Origin of the sequence: Numidum massiliense (assembly GCF_001375555.1) — a bacterium.
Classification (GTDB): domain Bacteria; phylum Bacillota; class Bacilli; order Thermoactinomycetales; family Novibacillaceae; genus Numidum; species Numidum massiliense.
In genome coordinates, this window is the sequence record NZ_CTDZ01000009.1 from 2,936,826 (window position 1) to 2,956,314 (window position 19,489).

Annotated in this window: 19 protein-coding genes; 1 reads left to right on the top strand and 18 read right to left on the bottom strand. The window is 49.5% G+C overall.

The features are described 5' to 3' along the window. Positions 1-216 precede the first annotated feature (216 nt). The 18 genes from tsaD to BN1247_RS13745 form a co-directional block, all read right to left on the bottom strand. On the bottom strand, positions 217-1,353 hold the full coding sequence (gene tsaD / locus BN1247_RS17490) for a tRNA (adenosine(37)-N6)-threonylcarbamoyltransferase complex transferase subunit TsaD (RefSeq protein WP_054950886.1): 1,137 nt from the start codon (positions 1,351-1,353) through the stop codon (positions 217-219). Next, positions 1,331-1,828, bottom strand: coding sequence for a ribosomal protein S18-alanine N-acetyltransferase (gene rimI / locus BN1247_RS13665; RefSeq protein WP_054951658.1), 498 nt, complete (start codon positions 1,826-1,828; stop codon positions 1,331-1,333). Before rimI ends, tsaD begins: the two co-directional genes overlap by 23 nt. Continuing rightward, positions 1,825-2,571: a tRNA (adenosine(37)-N6)-threonylcarbamoyltransferase complex dimerization subunit type 1 TsaB gene (gene tsaB, locus BN1247_RS13670; protein WP_054950887.1), complete on the bottom strand. Its 747-nt coding sequence runs from the start codon at positions 2,569-2,571 to the stop codon at positions 1,825-1,827. Before tsaB ends, rimI begins: the two co-directional genes overlap by 4 nt. Then, complete coding sequence (gene tsaE, locus BN1247_RS13675; RefSeq protein ID WP_054950888.1) at positions 2,568-3,032, bottom strand: tRNA (adenosine(37)-N6)-threonylcarbamoyltransferase complex ATPase subunit type 1 TsaE; 465 nt, start codon at positions 3,030-3,032, stop codon at positions 2,568-2,570. The genes tsaB and tsaE overlap by 4 nt, the downstream gene beginning before the upstream one ends. A 227-nt stretch (positions 3,033-3,259) precedes the next feature. After that, on the bottom strand, positions 3,260-4,078 hold the full coding sequence (locus tag BN1247_RS13680; protein ID WP_054950889.1) for a serine/threonine protein kinase: 819 nt from the start codon (positions 4,076-4,078) through the stop codon (positions 3,260-3,262). Positions 4,079-4,129: 51 nt separating this feature from the next. Then, positions 4,130-5,062, bottom strand: coding sequence for a PP2C family protein-serine/threonine phosphatase (locus BN1247_RS13685; protein ID WP_054950890.1), 933 nt, complete (start codon positions 5,060-5,062; stop codon positions 4,130-4,132). A gap of 130 nt (positions 5,063-5,192) precedes the next feature. After that, positions 5,193-7,457, bottom strand: a complete 2,265-nt coding sequence (locus BN1247_RS13690; RefSeq protein WP_054950891.1) for a DUF6382 domain-containing protein — start codon at positions 7,455-7,457, stop codon at positions 5,193-5,195. A gap of 17 nt (positions 7,458-7,474) precedes the next feature. Then, the gene (locus BN1247_RS13695; RefSeq protein ID WP_054950892.1) at positions 7,475-7,984 is read right to left on the bottom strand and encodes an A24 family peptidase; all 510 of its coding nucleotides are present in this window, start codon (positions 7,982-7,984) and stop codon (positions 7,475-7,477) included. Between the two features lie 16 nt (positions 7,985-8,000). Further along, positions 8,001-8,597 carry a TadE/TadG family type IV pilus assembly protein gene (locus BN1247_RS13700; protein WP_054950893.1) on the bottom strand — a complete coding sequence of 199 codons (597 nt, stop codon included), beginning with the start codon at positions 8,595-8,597 and terminating at the stop codon, positions 8,001-8,003. 34 nt (positions 8,598-8,631) lie between these two features. Beyond that, the gene (locus BN1247_RS13705; RefSeq protein WP_054950894.1) at positions 8,632-9,294 is read right to left on the bottom strand and encodes a DUF4352 domain-containing protein; all 663 of its coding nucleotides are present in this window, start codon (positions 9,292-9,294) and stop codon (positions 8,632-8,634) included. A 41-nt stretch (positions 9,295-9,335) separates the two neighbouring features. Beyond that, positions 9,336-10,004, bottom strand: coding sequence for a DUF4352 domain-containing protein (locus tag BN1247_RS13710; RefSeq protein WP_054950895.1), 669 nt, complete (start codon positions 10,002-10,004; stop codon positions 9,336-9,338). A 17-nt stretch (positions 10,005-10,021) separates the two neighbouring features. Continuing rightward, a complete protein-coding gene (locus tag BN1247_RS13715; protein WP_054950896.1) occupies positions 10,022-12,298 on the bottom strand; it encodes a DUF5702 domain-containing protein in 2,277 nt (758 codons plus the stop codon). A gap of 45 nt (positions 12,299-12,343) precedes the next feature. Continuing rightward, the gene (locus BN1247_RS13720; protein WP_054950897.1) at positions 12,344-13,018 is read right to left on the bottom strand and encodes a TadE/TadG family type IV pilus assembly protein; all 675 of its coding nucleotides are present in this window, start codon (positions 13,016-13,018) and stop codon (positions 12,344-12,346) included. A 39-nt stretch (positions 13,019-13,057) separates the two neighbouring features. Further along, positions 13,058-13,231, bottom strand: a complete 174-nt coding sequence (locus BN1247_RS13725; RefSeq protein WP_074011340.1) for a Flp1 family type IVb pilin — start codon at positions 13,229-13,231, stop codon at positions 13,058-13,060. A 60-nt stretch (positions 13,232-13,291) separates the two neighbouring features. Then, complete coding sequence (locus tag BN1247_RS13730) at positions 13,292-14,158, bottom strand: type II secretion system F family protein (RefSeq protein WP_054950899.1); 867 nt, start codon at positions 14,156-14,158, stop codon at positions 13,292-13,294. Between the two features lie 9 nt (positions 14,159-14,167). Next, positions 14,168-15,157 (bottom strand): type II secretion system F family protein, encoded by a 990-nt coding sequence (locus BN1247_RS13735; protein ID WP_082415946.1) that lies wholly within the window; start codon positions 15,155-15,157, stop codon positions 14,168-14,170. A gap of 155 nt (positions 15,158-15,312) precedes the next feature. Next, positions 15,313-16,536, bottom strand: coding sequence for a TadA family conjugal transfer-associated ATPase (locus BN1247_RS13740; protein WP_187119795.1), 1,224 nt, complete (start codon positions 16,534-16,536; stop codon positions 15,313-15,315). Positions 16,537-16,546: 10 nt separating this feature from the next. Continuing rightward, a complete protein-coding gene (locus tag BN1247_RS13745) occupies positions 16,547-17,650 on the bottom strand; it encodes an AAA family ATPase (protein WP_054950900.1) in 1,104 nt (367 codons plus the stop codon). A 246-nt stretch (positions 17,651-17,896) separates the two neighbouring features. On the opposite strand from BN1247_RS13745, the gene BN1247_RS13750 reads away from it, so the two are divergent. After that, positions 17,897-19,285: a TcaA 3rd/4th domain-containing protein gene (locus BN1247_RS13750; RefSeq protein ID WP_054950901.1), complete on the top strand. Its 1,389-nt coding sequence runs from the start codon at positions 17,897-17,899 to the stop codon at positions 19,283-19,285. Positions 19,286-19,489: the final 204 nt, after the last annotated feature.

A 19,489-nucleotide genomic window follows, 5' to 3' on the forward strand; every position in this document is an offset into this window, starting at 1 on the left:
GTATTTCGGAGGGATATGCTGTGGATAACAGCTTTGTACGCCCCAGTTGTTTCTTCGTTGTTTTCCACAATATCCACAACATCCACTTTCAACTGTTGACAGATTACCCACAACGATATGTTCGTTATTTTGTTCGCAAAATAAAAAAACAGGGATAAATTTGGCCTGTAGCGAATTGAGATATATAATTTTTTAGAGTACAAAAAACCCGAGGCTCTAAACGAGAGAGAGCCCCGGGTCAGCGTTTAAATCCCAACTCGCGGTGATTCCTTTCTTTTTCCACGCGTAGTAGCCGGCGGCAGCGATCATCGCCGCATTGTCGGTGCATAACGCAAGAGGCGGGATGTGCAGTGTTACGGCACTAGCCTTCGCGCGCGCTGTTAACTGTTCGCGCAAGCCGCGATTGGCAGAGACACCCCCTGCGACTAGCAACTGCTTGACGCCTGTCGCGCGGACGGCGCGAAACGTCTTTTCTATGAGCACCTCTGAGACGGCTTCCTGAAAACTGGCGGCGACATCGGCGGCAAACCGTTGCTTGGCGCTTCCGCCCTCGGGATGGCCGTTTTTTTGTGCCGTCATTCGTTCGTGCGGTACATCGTTCCGTTTGTGTCGTTCATGCTGTTCGTTTCGTTCCTTCGGCAACCCGGTCCGCGCCTCTGCTCCTAGTCCATGCTCTTTTTCCCAGCGGGCAACGGTCTGCATGACAGCAGTCTTCAAGCCGCTAAAACTAAAATCGAGCGACTCCGGCTCCAACCACGCCCGTGGAAACGTGTACGTAGCCGTTCCTTTATGCGCGAGCTCGTCCACTTGCGGTCCTCCCGGATACGGCAGGTCTAACAGCCGCGCCACTTTGTCGTACGCTTCCCCGGCCGCGTCGTCCCGCGTTTGCCCGAGACGCGTAAACGAGTAGTGATCCTCCATATAAATGAGCTCCGTATGTCCCCCCGAGACGACGAGGGCGACGAGCGGGAATTGCATCTCGCCTACGAGCTGGTTAGCGTAAATGTGGCCGGCAATATGGTGTACGGGAATGAGTGGTAACTGACGCGCAAAGGCAAGAGCCTTCGCAGTATTCACTCCGATCAGTAAGGCCCCGACAAGACCGGGACCTTGGGTGACCGCCACCGCGTCGATCTGCGCCAGCGTAAGCTCCGCCTGCGCTAGCGCCTCTTCTAACAACACTGTGATCGCTTCGACATGATGGCGGGAGGCCACTTCCGGTACGACGCCACCAAATTTCCGGTGAATGTCGATTTGTGATGACACGACATTGCTGAGTAGCTTCCGTCCACCTTGCACGACGGCAACCGCCGTCTCGTCACAACTCGTCTCAATCCCCAAAATGTTCGTCATCTAATGTCACCCACATAATCCATGCATCTTCACGGTCGTCCGCGTAATAATTTGGCCGCGTCCCCTCGTGTTGAAACCCTAACTTCCGGTACAACTTTAGAGCAACGGTATTCGAAGGCCGCACTTCTAACGTCATTTTATCTGCCCCTTTCGCTTTCGCGAGCACCATGACGTAACACATGAGTTTTTCCCCAAGTTTGTGACCGCGAAAAGCGGGATGGATCGCGATGTTCGTAATGTGTGCTTCGTCAAAGATGACCCACATCCCACAATAACCGACGACGCACTCGCCACACGTTGCGACCGTATATTGGGCAAACTGGTTTTGCTCCAGTTCGTAGTGAAAAGCGTCCTCAGACCACGGTGTCGTAAACGATAGCCTTTCAATTTCTGCTAGTGCGGGTATGTCTCGCGCCTCCAGCGGCCGGAAGGCAAAGTCTCCTACGGAAAACTCGCTACGTGTGCAGTCGTTCAGTTTTTGCTGGCGCGGTTCTGTCGGTTCCAATTCCGCTCGGCCTCCGTTGCTTGCAAATAGTTTGGAGCGAAGCGGTGTACGTCGTCGCTACCGTTTACCCGCCATTTTTCGATCGCCAACAGGCCGACCGCCGCTGGGCGAACCGTATCGTCAAGCGCGCTCGCAAAGAAGGCTCGCTCGCCTAATTGAGCCGCGATCGATGCGCGGTACGCTTTGGCTCCGTCGCCTAAAAAGAGGCACGGCCCGTCTGTACGGCGAGCTAACTCGTCGATCCACGCGTCGAGCGGCGTCACGCGTTCCGCCAAGTGGCACGTCGGCGAGAGGTGCATCTGTTGCCCTTCAGACATGGCCGTGTACGCAAACTGATAACAACCCGTATACACGCGCTCGCGGCGCGCATCCCACATCGGAACGACGTATCCGTTAAACGAGCGCCCATTCGCGGCGAGTGCGGCTAAACTAGAAATGCCGATGAGCGGAACGTCGAGCGACCATGCGAGTGTTTTGGCCGTCGTCACCCCGATGCGTACGCCGGTATAGGAGCCCGGTCCTCGTGTGACGGCAATGCCGTCGATCTGCGACATCGTACGCTCAGTTTCTTGCAGCAGACGGTCAATCGCCGGCAACAGCCGTTCCGTATGGTGCCGCCGCTGCGCGGTCGTCCGCTCTCCCAAGAGAGTGTCGGCGCTCATGACGGCGACGCCCAACACGGACGTGCACGTGTCGATCACTAACCAATTCACGTTAGGGACAACTCCTTCAACCGTTCGCTCCAACGGCCGTCGGGTGCCTTGATGTCGATGCGCCGTAGGCCGTCCACTTTGACCGCGAAATGAATATGTAAGGCGTCGTCCGGCAAGTAATCCCCTAACCGCTCGGGCCACTCGACGACCGACACCCCGTCCCCGCAAAAATATTCCTCAATCCCTAATTCCAATGCTTCTTCTTCCGCTGACAGACGATAAAGGTCCATATGATAGAAAGGCAGCCGCCCTTCGTATTCTTTAATGAGTGTAAACGTCGGGCTATTCACTTGTTCCGTCACTCCGAGAGCTGTCGCAAACCCTTGTGTAAATGTCGTTTTTCCCGCCCCGAGATGCCCTGTTAGCGCGAGGACGTCTCCGGGCTGGACGATTGCGGCCAAGCGCTCCGCTTGTCGGTGCGTGTCGTCGACGGAAGCACTCTCTACCGTAAGATGTATCATCGTTTCTCCCTTTCACTCTCGTCCCGGCACTCGCCGCCCTTCGTTTACGTGCAGCGGCGGCGGGTCACGTTGTTACGACGAACGGCGTATTTGCTTGTCCGTCCGTTTCCATCTTATTATAACTGTTCGCCTTAAGGCAATCCATACGCGTATAAAGTACGAGAGAAGTGCCACAGCCATGAGAGGCAAAGAAATGTGCAACGATGTCGCGGTGGTCTAAAGCTGCCTTACCTCGTTAGGTGTGCGAACACGTGTTGCAACTGCTGCTTCACTTCTGTAGCACTTTGGATCCGCTCGGCGGGCTGCTGTTGGATGAGCTGGTGTACGCATTGCAGGAGCGCCTGCGGTAAATCGCGGCGCAAAGCGGCTAACGGCTGGTTCCCCGCATACACATACTTCCCGCCACTCAATAAATAGTAGAGCATCGCGCCGAGGGAAAAAAGATCAGCCCTTGAATCAGTTTGCACTTTTTCAAACTGTTCCGGCGCGGCAAATCCGTTCGTCCCCAGCTGGACCGTATCGTGACTTTTGTTCGCGTGAAACGTGCGTGCTGTTCCAAAATCGATCAAGCGGGCTTTGCCCCCTCTGTCGACGATGACATTACCCGGTTTTAAATCGCGGTAGACGATTGGCTCAGGTTTGCGCGTGTGTAAGTAGTGCAGCACATCGCACAGTTGCAGCGCATACGCAATGACCTCCTCATCGGGTAACTGCTTGTCTGCTGCACGAAACCGTGCCAAAAGTGTTTCTCCGGCAATATACTCCTGCACGAGATACGAATACTCCCCATCCGGAGCGGCAAAGAAATCTGCAATGAGGGGGAGCTGGGGATGATCCAACGTACTCAAACACTGCGCTTCTACGACGAGGCGCTTCGCCCCTGGGGTAGCCGTGCGCGCTTCTTTTAACGCCCAGTACGTTTGTGGCAAACGGCGGTCCTCAGCCAAGTAAACGGTCGCCATCCCCCCCACACCGAGTACGGACAATACCCGGTACCGGTCTTTTAGGACATCGCCTCGCTGTAAGTGGACATCGTAAGTATCCAACTACTTTCAGCTCCTACACTTTTTTCGCTATCGACGGCAAATAATTGTTCACTACTGTTTGTTTTGGATAGATAACGCATGCGATTGACCCGCGTAAATGTGGCGTAGCAAAGCGACGGTAATGTTGTCGGTCGATCCACTCCAGCGGGCGTAACGCGTCAGTTTGTCGCAGACGCTTTGGAAGCGCGTATAGCGCTCCTCTAACGCTTCCAGCATGAAGCGAATCTCCTCATCCGAATATACCGAGTAATAGCCGTCTGTGCACAGTAAAAAAATGTCATGCGGTTGGTAAATGCCCCGCGTCTGATACGGAACCACCCCTTGTTCCAGTCCGAGACACTGTACCAGCACGTTGCGCTTGGTGTGTACCCGGGCTTCTTCCTTCGTCATTTGCCCCAACCTCACTTGCGCTTGTACCCACGAATGATCTTCGGTCAATTGGGTGATGTAGCCGTCGCTTGTCAGAATTTCCGTCTCCTCGAGAAAGACAGGCTCGGCGGCAGCAATGCTTTCTTGGGAAAGGCGACGCACGTATGATTGAAACGAATGACTTCGGCCGCTACTTCGGTAAATGCGACTGTCGCCGATGTGAAAAATGACGTACTCGCCTTTATAAAGCAACAAGGCCGATAAGGTCGTTCCCAGTTTCTGGCGCATCTTCTGTCCGATCTCTAGTAGACGTTCATTAATGTTGTACACGCACGTGTTTAGTTCGACCGCAATTTTTTTAATAAATTGCTGTTGCTTTAATAGCTTTGGCAGGCGTTCGTACCACCACATTTCGATCATGGCGACAGCTGTCTGACTCGCTAAGTCGCCCCCTTCGTAGCCCCCCATACCGTCCGCTACGACAGCAATCGCCACTTCGTCTCCCGCCGGATCGGCCATCGCCCGCACAAACACTGCGTCTTCATTCACTTTTCTTACAGCACCCGCATCTGTCGCCAACCCGATCTGCCAATGCGCAAAGTTCGTCCCGCTCATGTTTTTTCACCACTTACTACATAAATTACTGTTACAAATGACGACTAAAAACAACGGTTAAACATAACGACACCGATCGCCAGCTGCCTACTATCCCACGCGATCGGTGTCGTCCCGCTACCGTACCTCACTATTCGATCTGGAACGTATACACCACGCGGCCAATCTTGATCGAATCGCCTGTTTTCAGCGCATATATTTTGTACGGCACCATTTGCTCGTCGTTTAACTTACTTCCGTTTTTTGATCCGACGTCTTTCACCCCGTACAAATCGCCTATGCGAATAAACTCGAGGTGCTGACGAGAGACACCGATCGAATCCTCGACGTACTGGCACTTTTGCGGATGGCGCCCGACTGTAAAATGATCGCGATCGATCGCGACGCGCTCCACGTCTTCCCCACGTTTCACTTCGAGAAAAGGTACACTGTGCGGCAATGCGTAAGCGTCACCCGCGTCGTCCTCTTCATCGCCGAGAATGACGGTCGGATCGTCTTGTCCAGCGGTCGCTTCGCCCTGTCCTGCGGTCGCTTCGCCTTGTTTGGGCATACGCTTGGCCTTACGTTCGGGCATACTGTCACGCTCACCTGCCGCCGACACATCTACTGGCACATCAATTTGTTGCTTCCGGGTGGCGTCTGCAGGGTCTGTGGGTACATCTGCAGGGACTGAGGATACGGCCGACGCTTTCGATGCAACATCGCGGGAAGCCGGCTTTTCCGCGGATTGATTCGCCAAATGAACGGGTGAAGGCGTTCCTTCCGCCGAAGCGTTCGCAGAATTAGCGTGAATCGTTCTCATCGCCGCGGCGTCCGCCAAATCACTATGAGACGATCCTTGTCCATCGGAGGCACTCACTGAACCAGAAGCAGGTGCTGTCTTTTCCACAGGAAGCTCTGTCTGCGCTTCAGCCGTGGCCGCCACTTCTGCTTGCACAGATCCCTCAGATCCCTCGGAACCCTCGAATCCCTCGTCCGCTACGACGCGGTCTCCTGTCGATGTCACACCGCCCTGTCGCTCCGCTGCTTGCTTCTCTGCTTGAAACCGTTCAGCAGGGCTGGAAGTCGGTGTCGACTGTGGTGACGTAGGTTGATACGACATTGGCTGGGACGTTGACTGCGACAATGGCTGCGCTCGTTGCGGAGTTTCTAGTTCTGGAGTCCCCAGTGTCCCCGTATGCGGTTGCGGTACGTGCGTTGTGCCTTGCTGCCCCACACCGACGGTCGGTTGTTGTGCCGCATGAGGTTGCCGGCCTACCGGCGTAGCAGGAACAACATCTCTTGCCAGCGACTGCGCGGTCTCCTGTCCAAGCGCCTCCGTGGATCTCTGCTGCTCTACAGAGGCGACAGCTTCTTCCTCTAACGAAGTCAATGGTACTTCCGGCCCGTCAGCACCCGCTGCTGCCACAACGTCTCCTCCGCCGCCTTTTTGCCAAATTTTAAAAATGACGTAGCCGTTAATGGCAATGACGAGCACAGCGACGACGGCAAGTAACAAGAAGTCTTCTTCAGCCGGCTGATCGGTTGCTATAAAAACAAGCGCGATCGCAAGTACGGCCGATACGAGTAAAAGTAACTTTTCCCTACGCCCGAACGAGGAAGCCACCGCACCTGTCGGGTCGTCGCTTCCTTTTCCCTTCTTCACCGCTTTTTCCTTGCCTGACGCTTTATCTTTCTGTTTATCTTTCTTTCTACGTTTTTTCTTCTTACCCGAACGGTCGCTGGCATCGTCGCGTACGTTTTGTGCGGCAGTGACGGCAGGTTCTGCAGCCGGAGCCGCCTCTCGCGATGCTTGTCCCCCCGTTGCGCTATTTGTTTGCAACTGCAAAAGTAACGCTTTAAGTCCGCTTAAGCTGAAACTAGAGTCGTTCGTATAGGTGGCGATTTCTTGGTGTGCTCTACTCGGCATGCCTTCGACACCGTGCGCCAATCGTAACAGCAACGCTTTTAGCTCGTCGTACATTGGCGCTTTGTTTTCGAGCGTTTGCAGCGGTAAGTACGTGACGAACAGTTCATTGACATCTTTGCCAATGTATATAAAGTCCTCCAGTAACACGTACTGCTGGTCACTCAGCATGTACATGGTACTTTCTTCGAGTGTCACCACAAGATGCAATAGGAGCGCATAATATTCGTATGTGGAGAGCCTTTTTTCTTGCAAATAGCGAGATAACGGCCGCTTACCAGCAATGTTGTAGTGAAAACGGATGTTAAAGTCGATGTCCTCTACTTTCAACGGCAACAGGCGCGGAATGTCGTTCGACTGGATCATCTTGACTTGAATCGGTACTAAGTCATCGTTACTAAACCCTTGCGCCTCGTCTTTTGACACGACCATGTAATGCCCGTTTTGTTGAATGAAACTGCAATGTAAGTTGTACACAGACGTTTGCATAAACAAGTCCCCCAAAGTTACAAAGTAAACCAATATGTCGTGGCGACACCAGGTAACACCGCATACATGAACGGAAAGCGCGTCGTTTTCCCGACGCTAAATTCTAACGCCTTAAAATCGCGTGCGAGCCATTTCATGAACACCTGCATAAACGCGTTCACCACGCGGAGCATGATTTTACGCGAAAATAGCAACAAAACAATACCGATGATTCCAGCGTAAACGATCGCATACATCATGTCGTAAAGTGCGTGTTCCACGCCGACGAGCGCGCCAATGCCAGCAAACAGTTTTACATCACCGCCCGCGACAGCTTTAAAGAAGTACAAAAGTAACAGCAGACCACCGCCAGCGAGCATACCGAGGCCGGAAAAAATGAGGCCGTCGATGCCGCCTACGATTAGGTGGTAAACGAGCCCGGTAGCTACCGCCCCCATCGTGAGCCAGTTAGGGATTTTATACCACTTCACATCCCAGACAAAGGCGACAATCAAGTAAGCGATGAGTAAATAATCGTGTAATTGCACGTGCTACATTCCCCCCTTACTTACCGATCCACAACCGCTCGCTCACTTGCTTGCGGAGCTTAAGTTCCTTATTGATGAACGGCGCATTAATTTTTAGCTTGTATTCAACTGTTAGTTTGAGGTAGGGCTGTGAGCCGTTTAAATTTGGAACGGTAAGGTCGGTCACTTTTACTTTATCTTTCTTAAAAAAGTCGTCGTTAGCGTACTCAGCAAATTTGTCCTGCATGATCGATGTTAGTAGTGCTTTAGACTGGTTAGTAAAAATTTCTTGTGCGGATCCTTTGCCGAATAGTTGAATGACTTTATCCAACAGTTTCTTTACGTGATCAAGATTTAATACGCCGGCTGTGCCCTCCTTAATTTTATCATCGATAGTTTTGTTCGCTTTCCCCCATACGACGCTTGCAGGGTAAGCGTGGGTTGCAATGAGCCCCGCTGTGTCTGAAGCAGCGTGGTTGAGGGCAACTTCTGCAATGGCCAAGCGAATCATCGTGATGAGTAACATGACGAACAGGAGAAAAACAGGTAAAAGCATAGCTGCTTCGAGTGTCATACTGCCATCGGATTCGCGGCGGAATGTGCGTAGACGGCTCACGCTGTCGGTGATGATCATGATCTATCCCCCTTTACTAGTAGCTTTTGATTCCTTACTTTACTTCACTTGCGTCAAACTCCCATTCGACCTTGTTCATGACAACTCCTAAACCTTGACCAAATACAAGCTTATAGGTCTTCCCTTTTCTAATTTCGAATAGGAGCTCGCCATCTGTCGATTCATAGGGCGATAACTTCCCTTTTAATAACTTCACACCGCCTACTACATCTGCTACGTTATCAAAATATGACCCATCTACTTCTATATTTGATCCTTGAACAGCACTTGCTTCAAGAATTTTCTTACCCACATTCTTCACTGTCACGTCAACAATCAAATAGACCTCTTCTATCGATTCCCTACCCCCTACTTCATCGGCATATTTCGCGGAATTAAGCGTTACTTCATATTTTCCCGCGGTGCTCTCGATTAAGGCAGTCTCCCCCATCTTTAACCCGGACTGACTTTTAACATCACCAGACGGTAGGTCACCAGAAGTTTCGTCAGCATCCCCATCCTCGTCAGCCGTACCATCACTTTCATCCTGAGCACCCTCCGATCCGTCAACCGTTTTGTTATCTTTTGTTGTTTCAGCAGACGGTTTGTCTCCCTGCACCTTACCCCCACCCGCTTCTTCACCGCCGGAAGAACATCCGACGATGAAGAAAAGGAAGAGGGTGAGTACGAATATCATCTCTAAAATATATCTCTTCACTCGTAATCCCCCTTAAGCAACTTCCTACAGCAAGGATCTGTTTACTTTACTTCGCTACCGTCAAATTCGAATTCTACTTTGTTCATGACGGTGCCTAAACCTTCCCCGAATACGAGTCTATAATTCCCTGTTTTCTCAATATCAAATAGCAATTCGCCACTAGCCGATTTACCAGGGGCTAAATCACCCTTAAGCGCTTTTATACCCTTGACTAAATCAGCCTGATTATCGTAAGCAATTTTCTCTTCAGTAAAGACCTTTGATCCCTGAACCTCACTCGCATCAAAATTCTTATCTCCAACATTTTTCACAGTCACATCTAAAATGAGAAAAACATCTTCAAATGGCTCCTCGTCCCCAACCTTATTTGCATACTTTGCCGAGTTTAGTGTTATTTCATTTTTGCCTACTGCGCTCTCAATAAGTCCTGTCTCGCCAATTTTCAATCCAAGCTGATCTTTGACATCACCAGACGGTAATTCTCCGTCATCCTCATCGTCCGGATCTTCTTTAGCGGACAACCCATCTTCTTTTTCTTGTTGTTCGCCTGATCCTTTGGACTTTCCTTTATCTTTTGCTTGATCCTTGGTTCCATCTGAAGCCTGCGTATCACCAGAATCCTTCTTACTAGCTCCCTCACCACCAGAACAACCAACGAGTAGAATAAGACTAAAAACTAACACCAACATCACCTTAAACATACGTTGCATACAATCTCTCCTCTCGGTTAATAAGAATAAACTGACTCCTTCGTAATTTCATACTTCCCATCCCTCACTCTACCTGACACCATCTCCGCAATGTGAGGTAGAAACCACAAGTCGACAGAAGCTTTTACCCGCGCCTTCACATACGTCGGCCGCTTCGTAAGATCAGATTTTGATCTATGTTCGATAACGGCAAGCACCCTTTGCATCTGACTACCTCTTGGGTGAAGGAAGAAAAAGACTCGTAGGTAATCTTTGTAACCGAACTGAACCCGCAGCTTCTTTAATAAGAAATCTTTTTTTCCTTTAACAAGTAGTTTATTTAGATCCAGTACCGTCTCCGTTAAAGCGTATGCCACCATTGCAAGAAATTTAATAAGCGGATGGGGAATTGCTTTGATCCAATCCACGGTCAACGCATTGATCATATTCATCGCAAATCGCAAAGCAAACAATTCACCGATCGCTGCTCCGTAGTTTGCACCAGGAACGTGGATACCATAAAGAATGTATTCCACTTCTTTTTTCTTAAGACTGTAATTGCCAATCTTTAACGGATCGAGATCCTTACTTTCAAAGTGCGTTAAAATATATTCGTTAATGTATACACGATCCCGAGCGCTCACCAACCCGTCACCCAACGCCTTGAAAATGTTGTCGACGATATCCATTTGATCTTTAGCTAGGTCACTTTCGTCTTCGGACAAATCTGGCTGCTCATCGGATGCATCTCCACCTCCCGTGGATTCGGCGTACTCCGCATACTTATCGACAAATCCTTTGAGCCGCTCATATTGTCTCGCTTCATCCTGAAGTCCAGTTTTAGCATTCCAAATTTCGCTCAAAAATTTATTTGCATCTTTAACCGCTTTGGAAAATTCCTTCCAATGCTTCTTGTACTCCTTGTCCTCAAAAACCTTCAGCACCTTATCGTACAACTTTTTAATACTTTTTGCTTTTAACCATGCCTCAGCGATGTATCGGTCAGCCTCAACGTGAGCTGCCAATATTTTTGCATGGTCTCCAGCAAAATCGAGTTCCCCCAGATGGAATTTAGAATCCAAATACTCGATATGATTGGCAAAGTTATCGACGGACGTGGCTAGATCGCCCTTTTTAGGTGACTTATCCTTTTTGGATTTATCCTTTTTTGGCGCCTTATATTTTACCGCATCTTTCGCCTTGCCAACGAGCTCTACGAGCTCATCGAGTCGTTTCTGGTCGATGACATTATCCTCTATTTCCTTCTTCATTTTGGCGATTTCTCGTGCGATATCGCCTGTATCACTGTCGCCATCAGCATTATTAATGGCATCATCGTAATCATTGTTTGCTTTCTCTTTTGCTTCCTCTAGATCCTTTTTGATCTCCTTATTTAATTTGGAAGCTTCCTTGAAATGCTCCTTTGCCTTTTTTAAATGACCATCAATCTCGCCTACTTTTGATTTTAAATCTTTAAGTAGCTTTTCAGCTTGTTTCTTATACTCCTTAGCCTCCTTTTTTTCCTTTTCCTTCTTCTCCTTTTCCTCCTTCTTCTCTTTCCCTTTACCCTTATCGTCTTTGCCTTCTTCCTTATCTTTATCCTCGTCTTCTTCCTCCATAATCTCCTTATATTTTCTAAAGTGTTTCGTCACATCCGCTAAATTCTCAACGTTAGGGAATTCCGATTTACTAGGTCCAGTAATAACGGGAATCGTCTCTGCTTGCTTTTTACTTGCTTGCCCCAGCTCAAAGTACCCCTTGCCCCACTCTACGTTCCTATTCTTTAACTTCTTCTTGATCTTCTTTAACACATCCGTGAGGGCACTAATCTCCTTCATCCCTTTAGCCGTTGGTAGAAACTTCTCCAACACTTCCCGCGTGAACTCGATCGGGGCACGATATTTCATATCCTCCAAAATTTGGTGAGTTATAATGTCTTCGTGAGCGACCATTCGGTTATTTTCTGGCTCGATCGACGTATCCTCCGCGATTGTATTAACAAATTTGTAGTAATCCTCTTCACTCAGTGCTAAGTTATCCTTAAACACCTGTTCGAAAATCTCCTGTTCTTTACCATCAAAACCGAATAAGCCATACTTCTCTTGGATCTTACTGTCAAATGATGACATAACCGAACGAGTAGCGGCTTTAACAGCACGATCCACCTGTGCCTCGGCGACGTAAATACGCGCATAGTCAATGAGCACGGCATTAAAGATGAATAATAGCAACACCATGATAATTAAGTAGATCGATATCGCACCGCGCTCATCGCGAATGAATTTCCGTTTAAACTTTCTTGCCCATTGACGCATTATTAACACCCTCTATACATTCAAGGCCAACCGTAGGCTAGCCCATTATTTTTTCCCCGACTTCTTGTTGAACTTTAACAACTTCTTCGCGTCCTTTTTTAATACATCCAGGTACGTTAGCATTAAATCCGTTGTGCGGGTAATTTCGACGGGTTCACTAATAAACGAGCTAGCCTCGGCCTCTACCAAGCTTCCACCGAGCATTTTACTCACGAAGCTTGGCAGGCTCAACTTCTGTTCCAATTTCACCGTTATTTTTCTACCGGTAATACTATTCTTGTACGAAATCTTACCCTTTGCCCCACTCGGCAACATATCCGTCGACGCACGACCCATTTTACCCTCTGGGCCTTTACCGCCGCCACCGCCCCCAATTGATACGCTTGCCGAAGAGTTACCGAATATATTCACGAACTGCGACAAAAACATATCGTCCGTCAAGCGCCAATACAGGCCGTCGCCGCCGTCGCTCGTCGTATACTCCTTAATACCGAACTCCCCGGTCTTTATATCCTTCTTACTGTTGTCCCACACGTAAGCGACCTGCGAAGCGATGACGCTCGCCCGCTGGTGCAACAGCGCCTTCTGGTAGATAACGAGGCTAAAAAAGATGAGCAACATCGTTATGATTAAAAGAATGGGGAAGAGGATGGAAGCCTCGATCGTAAAGGCTCCCTCCTCGCACCGCCATCGCTTACCCGAGTTGGTCAGAGGCTGCATCACGCATCTCCCTCTCTCTTGAACTTTCCCTGCATACGTTTAATTGAACTGCTTGATGTTTTTGTCTCCCACGCCGATTAAATGATCGATCCATTCCTTAATCTTACTTCTAAACAGAAGTGCGATTACGACGATGACTGCGATGATCAGCATGATTTCTAGTGTTTGCAAACCCTCTTCATCTTTCCAAAAACGCTTCAACCATTGCCACATATGTTTCACCTTCCTTTCTCCTTTATTCGACACTCATATATAGTTGTCTGGCGCAGCGAATTAGAGCATCTTGAGGGCTGGCCAGCCAACGATGATCATCACGGCGATAAAAATAAGTAAGAGTGGGAATACGAGTTTCGAGGAAGCTTCTTCCCCCTTCGTCTTAGAGATCAATTTGCGCTTTTCCCACAAGTCCTGTGATAGCTCGCGCAAGGAGAGTACGAGATCGTGCCCGCCCTTGCGGTAATTGAGCAGCACGGTCGTCGTAAAGATCGAGACCTCCTGGATCCCGCACTTCTTACTCAGCCCTTCAAGAACTTGTTGGAACGGTTCATTCGTCGCCATCTTATTGACGACTTCCCGCAACTCGACGTAAAGGGGGTTGTCCTCGTCATCCTGCTTTAACTCCACACAGCGTACGATCGCTTGTTGCACCGTTTCGCCGGCGTTGACGAGCAGAATGACTTTGTTGACAAACTCGGGTAGCTCGATGATGATGTCGTGGCGCCGCTCTTTTTCTTGATTCGTCAGCGAGCGAAACATCATCATCGGGATCATCACCGTGATGAAACACCCAACAACAAAAATGACGTGGTCACCTTCAGCGACGAGGGCGAAGACAACGCCGCCCAAAAAACAGAGTATGACTGCCGATACTACTTGCGCTAAATACATCTTCGTGTACTGGGAAGCGTATCTCAGTCCGTACAGACTGATCATTTTTTGCTGTACGAAGGCGATTTTCCCGTAAAAGCGCTCCATCAGTTTGAAACGGTCGAGAATGTACAACGGAATCGGCGCCATGAAGGTTAGTTGAAAGCCGTCTTTATACTCTTCCACAAATTCGTCGTAACGCTTCCCAGCGCGCAACTTTAAGACGAGTAGTGCAACGATGAGAATGACGGCTAGTATGGCATAAATAGTCATGTGACGCACTCACACCTTAATATTCATAATGCGCTGGCTCAACCAATACGACGCGCCGAGCAGTAGTAAACAAAACGTCATCACGACGGGACCGAAGTCACTCCACCGGTACAGTGGCTCTAAGTAGTCGGCAGCCATATACTTGAGTAGTAAAATCATCCCGAGTGGCACGACGCTTAAAATTTTCGACTCGAACCGTTTTTGCGCCACCATGACGGAGATTTCTTGCTGAATGTCGATTTTGTCGCTAATGATATCCGACGTGCGGCGAATGACTTCGACTAAGTCGCCCCCGGTGCGCTTACACGTCGTAAACACATCGACGAAGTTAATAATGTCTTCCACCTGCGTCCGGCGCGCAAAGTCTTCCAGCGCCCGTTCGATCGTCGCCCCGTTTTCCACCCGGCGGTTAATCAATTCGAATTCGCGGATAATGTACGTATTCGGATCCGGGTAGAGGAGGCGCAAGTCTTTCACGACTTCGCGAAAACTGTTCTCCGTCGAACGACCTGCCGCCAGCGATGCGGACAAAGAGGCGATCGCCTCTTTAAACTGCAAACCGAGCTCTTGTTCGCGTTTGGCGAGCAGCTTCTTCTTTTGCACACGTGGGAAAAACAAACCTAGTAAGGCGAAAATGGCAGCCGCAATGAATGAGGAATAAAAAATATACCCGATGAAGAAGAAGAACACTCCCGCTGCTAACGCGTACAACACGTACTCTATGAGCCGCATGTGGTAGACGGTATAATCGAGCGGCGCATTGTCGTCGACTGGTTGCCACAGCTGCTTGACCCGCTCAGCGAGAGACTGTTTGTGAGGTTTCTTCGCTAATACAGTATCTACGTCTGCAAACGTGTTGTTCACGGCCACCCCCACCTCGTTCTCCGCTGCTTCAGCCGCAGCTTCTCTCTCGGCGCGCTTCCGCTGCCGAATCGAGTAGAAGAGATATCCGACGAGCCCTAATACGACGACGAGCAACACACTATCGACGAGCTCCATTTCATAGCCCCCCTTTCTGTAGAAGTAGTTATGCAACGACTTGTAGCCCATTAACCTAATACTTGGTCAGCTCATCTGCCAAATAAATGGATCATAGCCAACAAAAAGCGCCCCGCAATTGGAAGATAATTACCATAATCCTGGACTATCATTCTCTACAAAGAAATACCGGCCATGCGCAACTTCAATTGGTTCTGTAACGCGTTCCCTGTCGGCTGTAAGGCCCCTTTGACAAATCCGTCCTCCGTCTCGCCCTCTTCGACAAATTCGTATAGCGGATTCAACTGTAGTTCTCCGCCTTCGACACCGAGCACTTCGCTAATGTTCAGCACTTTTCGCGTATGGTCGCGCAAGCGGGCGAGGTGTACCATAATGTCGATCGCCGAACCGATTTGCTGGCGAATCACTTCTACGGGCAAGTTTGCACCGCTGAGTACCATCGTCTCGAGACGACTGAGCATATCGCGCGTCGAGTTGGCGTGACCGGTGGACAGTGACCCGTCGTGGCCAGTGTTCATCGCCTGTAACATGTCCAGCGCCTCGGCGCCGCGCACTTCCCCGACGATAATGCGATCCGGCCGCATCCGCAATGACGAACGAATAAGGTCGCGAATAGTAATTTCGCCCTTCCCTTCCGTGTTTGCGTTGCGCGTCTCTAACCGGACCAGGTTCGGAACGCCCTGAATTTGCAATTCAGCCGAGTCTTCGATCGTAATGATGCGCTCGCGCTTCGGAATGAAGTTGGACAAGACGTTTAGAAAAGTCGTCTTCCCGGAACTCGTTCCCCCGCCAACGAGGATGTTGTAACGCGCTTGCACGAGCTTTTGCAAGAAGGTCGCCGTCTCCTGCGACATCGCCCCGTTGGCAATTAAGTCGTCGACGACGAGAGGCTTGTCCGGGAACTTCCGGATCGTCATAACCGGTCCGTTGAGCGCAATCGGCGGGAGGACGACGTTGACGCGCGACCCGTCGTGCAAGCGCGCATCGACAATCGGCGACGATTCGTTGACGACGCGGTTCACCCGGGAGACGATCGTCTGGATAATGTCCTCTAGCTTTTGGTCGCTTTCAAACTGGACAGGTATTTTCTCGATGTTCCCCGCCCGCTCGATAAAAATATCGTCGTGACCGTTAATCATAATTTCGGTAATTGCCTTATCATCGATGAGCGGCTGCAACACGTCGAGCCCGCGAAACGCGTTGTAAATGCGGTCGACGAGCCACTTCATACGGGAAGCAGTGAGCGTATGTTCTTCCGCGTATTGAAACACGGCATCTTCGACGAACTGGCGCAATTCTTCATTCGTCGTCGTATGTACAAAATCTAGCGTTTGCCGCAACTTTACAATTAACTCTTTTACGACGTCATCTTCGATCACGGCTCACACCTCACTCTGCTGCAGTGTCTTTTGCCATAAAGGCCATCACTTTTTTCGTAAAAGTTGGGGAAGCGAGGAGTCGTCTCGCCTCTCCGATCGATTGCCACTCGGGGACGAACGGCAAGTACCCGTCAATCTTAAAGCGAAATTTTAACAGCTCGCTCGCAATCGTGCCCGTGTACCGATTCAGTGCGAAAACAATTTTTTCACTATCGATTTCGTTCCTGGATAGTCCGTCTTCCTTCTGCAACAAATACGCGGTTTTGGCAAAACTGAACACGTTGTTGTCCAATACCCATACGACTCGGTCGGCACAGCGCAAAGCCGCTCGCACGCGTCCGTCGGCAGAACTGTCTACATCTACGACGACAAAATCGTAGTTTTCCGTCTCGATGAGGCCAGAGATGAGTAGCTCTACTTCGTCCTCCGACAAATCGGCCATCTCCTCAGCACTCATAGAGAAATCGAAGTAATCTATCTTTATATACGGGTCATGCCTCTTTAAGGTTTCTATTTTCGACACGATTTGTTCACGTTCGGCCATTTTCACATAATACAAAATTTGCGGCGACGACTTGCGCGCCTCGGTTTCGAACCACAGCGGCGTCGAGTTGAACAATTCTAAATTCAGGTAAAAGACGTTTTTCCCCTGTAACGCCCACTGCTTGCACATATTAAGGGCAAGTGTCGATTTGCCCGCACCCCCGGTCGCTGCGTAGACGGTGACGATCGACGTCCGCTTTTCCCCGCCAAAAAACGTCATTTCCTTCCCGAAACGTTCGTAGTAAAGTGACAACAATCGCGAACGCAACTGATTGAGCGGCTGGTATTTGAATATGTACGGTATCTCGTCGACTCGCTGCGATAGCCGCTCATCTTCTAGCAAGATCGTCAACCCGATCTCGTAGGCCGATAAATCGTCGGGCAGCAGCTCCGGAGAGACGAGTAAAATGTCGAGGCGGGAATTTGACTGTAAATATTCGTTCAACCGTTCTTTCGTCGAGAAAGATTTTAAGTCGAAGCGCATCCCGTCATCCGAGGCTCGGACAAAACCGGAGACGAGCTCGACGTAGGATACGTCAGTATCAGCCATCACTAACGATAACTTTTTCACTGTGATCACCACTTGACTATCTACTATTTCTTTTATTCTTGCGCCACATATTAATCACGAAAAATAAGTTGCCATAAAGCCAAAAAATGCAATTAACCCATTAAAGACGATATAAAACAATTCCGGGTGTGTCAAGGAGGACTTTTCTACGAGGTGCTAATGGTCTTCATATTCTCATAAACAGCATGCAAATGTCAACAAAATGTGATAATATTAAACGGAATTATTTTAAGGGGTGGACAAGTAATGAAGCGCAGCGACAACAAGCAACAACAATCGGAAGCAACTTCGCGCAGCTCAAAAATGCTGTGGACAATCATTTCAGCTATGTTAATCTTCGTCGCGGTTTTCGGGCTTTATACGGCAGGTGAATCAATGGCTTCACCGCGTAACCTCGCTGGCGAAATGGTAGCGGCAATCGACGACAAAGACGCGGCAGCGTTAGCAGCTTTGTTGACAACGGAAGATGAAGAGCTATCTCTAGATAAAACGTCCTTAAACAACTTCATCAATTTTTTACATAAGAACGAGAAAGCTTACAAAAAATTAACAAAGCATCTCGAGCAACAAATAGCTGCTTTCGAGTCGGGTGCGAAAGTTTCCAAACGACATGCGACGATCAATTTGCAGCCACAGGGGAAAAAATGGGGAATATATGACAGCTATCGTCTCGTCGTCTCTCCCGCTACCGTCAACGTATCGTCCAACATCGGTGCGAGCGACATTTATGTCGACGGCAAAAAAAGCGGCACGGTCAAAGAAGGGAAGACAGCCTCGATCGGACCGTTACCCCCCGGCTCTTACGAATTAAAGGCCGTCGCTAAAGACAAGCAGCTACAAAAAGCGGAAACGAAACAAAAGCTCACCTTATTCCAACTACCGAAGGCTGAAAAAAAAGTGGCACTCTCCTTTGACGCCCACCCAATTGCCGTTACATCGACTTACGCCAATGCTGAAATATACGTCAACGGAGAAAGTACCGGTTTGACGGTAGGTGAGGCAAAGTCGTTCGGCCCACTGCCAGTCGACGGTTCCGCCGTCGTTACACTAAAAAAACAGTTTCCATGGGGTGTCGTGGAAAGCGACGAGGTGAAGGTGACTGACAAACAACTGCGCATCGATTTCGCTCCGATCCCGGAGGAAATGCAAAAACAATTAACGGATGTGCTGAACGACCACTTGGAAGAGCACTTCGCCGCCTTGGCGCAAGCTGACGAGAAAAAAGTAAAGCACGTGACAAACGCGTATCGCAAGAACTTCGCGAAACAACTTAAAACGTTGACAAAGGAAGAAAAGAAAAATGCTAGTAAGGTGAGCCGCGCAAGTTACGACACGAGCGCGCTGACAGAGCCGAAATGGAATAAAAAAGAGAAACGGTACGAGCTGATCGTCGATTTCGCCTACGTCGTCAATGAGGACAAAGACCAAAAGAAAGATCAGAAGAAAAAAGATAGTAAAGCGAAAGACGATAAAACGAAAGACCGTAAAGCAGAAGCAGACGGCACACAATACGTATCCCAACTCGTCCTCAGTTACGACGAAAAGGAAGAACAGTGGCTCATCGACGACATGACCACTGCCAAACAGCTAAAGGCAAAGGAAACGTTCAAGGGAGACCAAGAGATCACCTTGTGAATGAGACCACCTTGTGAATCAGATCAACTTGTGATTGAGACTACCTTGTGAAATCGAGAGAACCCATTGTTAATGAATAGAAAACCTTTGTAAGCTCGTCGAAAACCCTTCACAGCTTCGCACGAAGGGTTTTCGATTCAAGAACGGTTTAAGAACGATTCAGGAACGGTTCAAGAACGATAGTGATCCTTTTTTCTAGCAATT

Excerpts from the sequence above, each read along its gene's own strand:
- tsaD (WP_054950886.1), bottom strand. The coding sequence starts at position 1,353 with ATGACGAACATTTTGGGGATTGAGACGAGTTGTGACGAGACGGCGGTT.
- tsaE (WP_054950888.1), bottom strand. The coding sequence starts at position 3,032 with ATGATACATCTTACGGTAGAGAGTGCTTCCGTCGACGACACGCACCGA.
- BN1247_RS13685 (WP_054950890.1), bottom strand. The coding sequence starts at position 5,062 with ATGAGCGGGACGAACTTTGCGCATTGGCAGATCGGGTTGGCGACAGAT.
- BN1247_RS13690 (WP_054950891.1), bottom strand. The coding sequence starts at position 7,457 with ATGCAAACGTCTGTGTACAACTTACATTGCAGTTTCATTCAACAAAAC.
- BN1247_RS13700 (WP_054950893.1), bottom strand. The coding sequence starts at position 8,597 with ATGATCATCACCGACAGCGTGAGCCGTCTACGCACATTCCGCCGCGAA.
- BN1247_RS13710 (WP_054950895.1), bottom strand. The coding sequence starts at position 10,004 with ATGCAACGTATGTTTAAGGTGATGTTGGTGTTAGTTTTTAGTCTTATT.
- BN1247_RS13715 (WP_054950896.1), bottom strand. The coding sequence starts at position 12,298 with ATGCGTCAATGGGCAAGAAAGTTTAAACGGAAATTCATTCGCGATGAG.
- BN1247_RS13720 (WP_054950897.1), bottom strand. The coding sequence starts at position 13,018 with ATGCAGCCTCTGACCAACTCGGGTAAGCGATGGCGGTGCGAGGAGGGA.
- BN1247_RS13725 (WP_074011340.1), bottom strand. The coding sequence starts at position 13,231 with ATGTGGCAATGGTTGAAGCGTTTTTGGAAAGATGAAGAGGGTTTGCAA.
- BN1247_RS13730 (WP_054950899.1), bottom strand. The coding sequence starts at position 14,158 with ATGACTATTTATGCCATACTAGCCGTCATTCTCATCGTTGCACTACTC.
- BN1247_RS13735 (WP_082415946.1), bottom strand. The coding sequence starts at position 15,157 with ATGGAGCTCGTCGATAGTGTGTTGCTCGTCGTCGTATTAGGGCTCGTC.
- BN1247_RS13750 (WP_054950901.1), top strand. The coding sequence starts at position 17,897 with ATGAAGCGCAGCGACAACAAGCAACAACAATCGGAAGCAACTTCGCGC.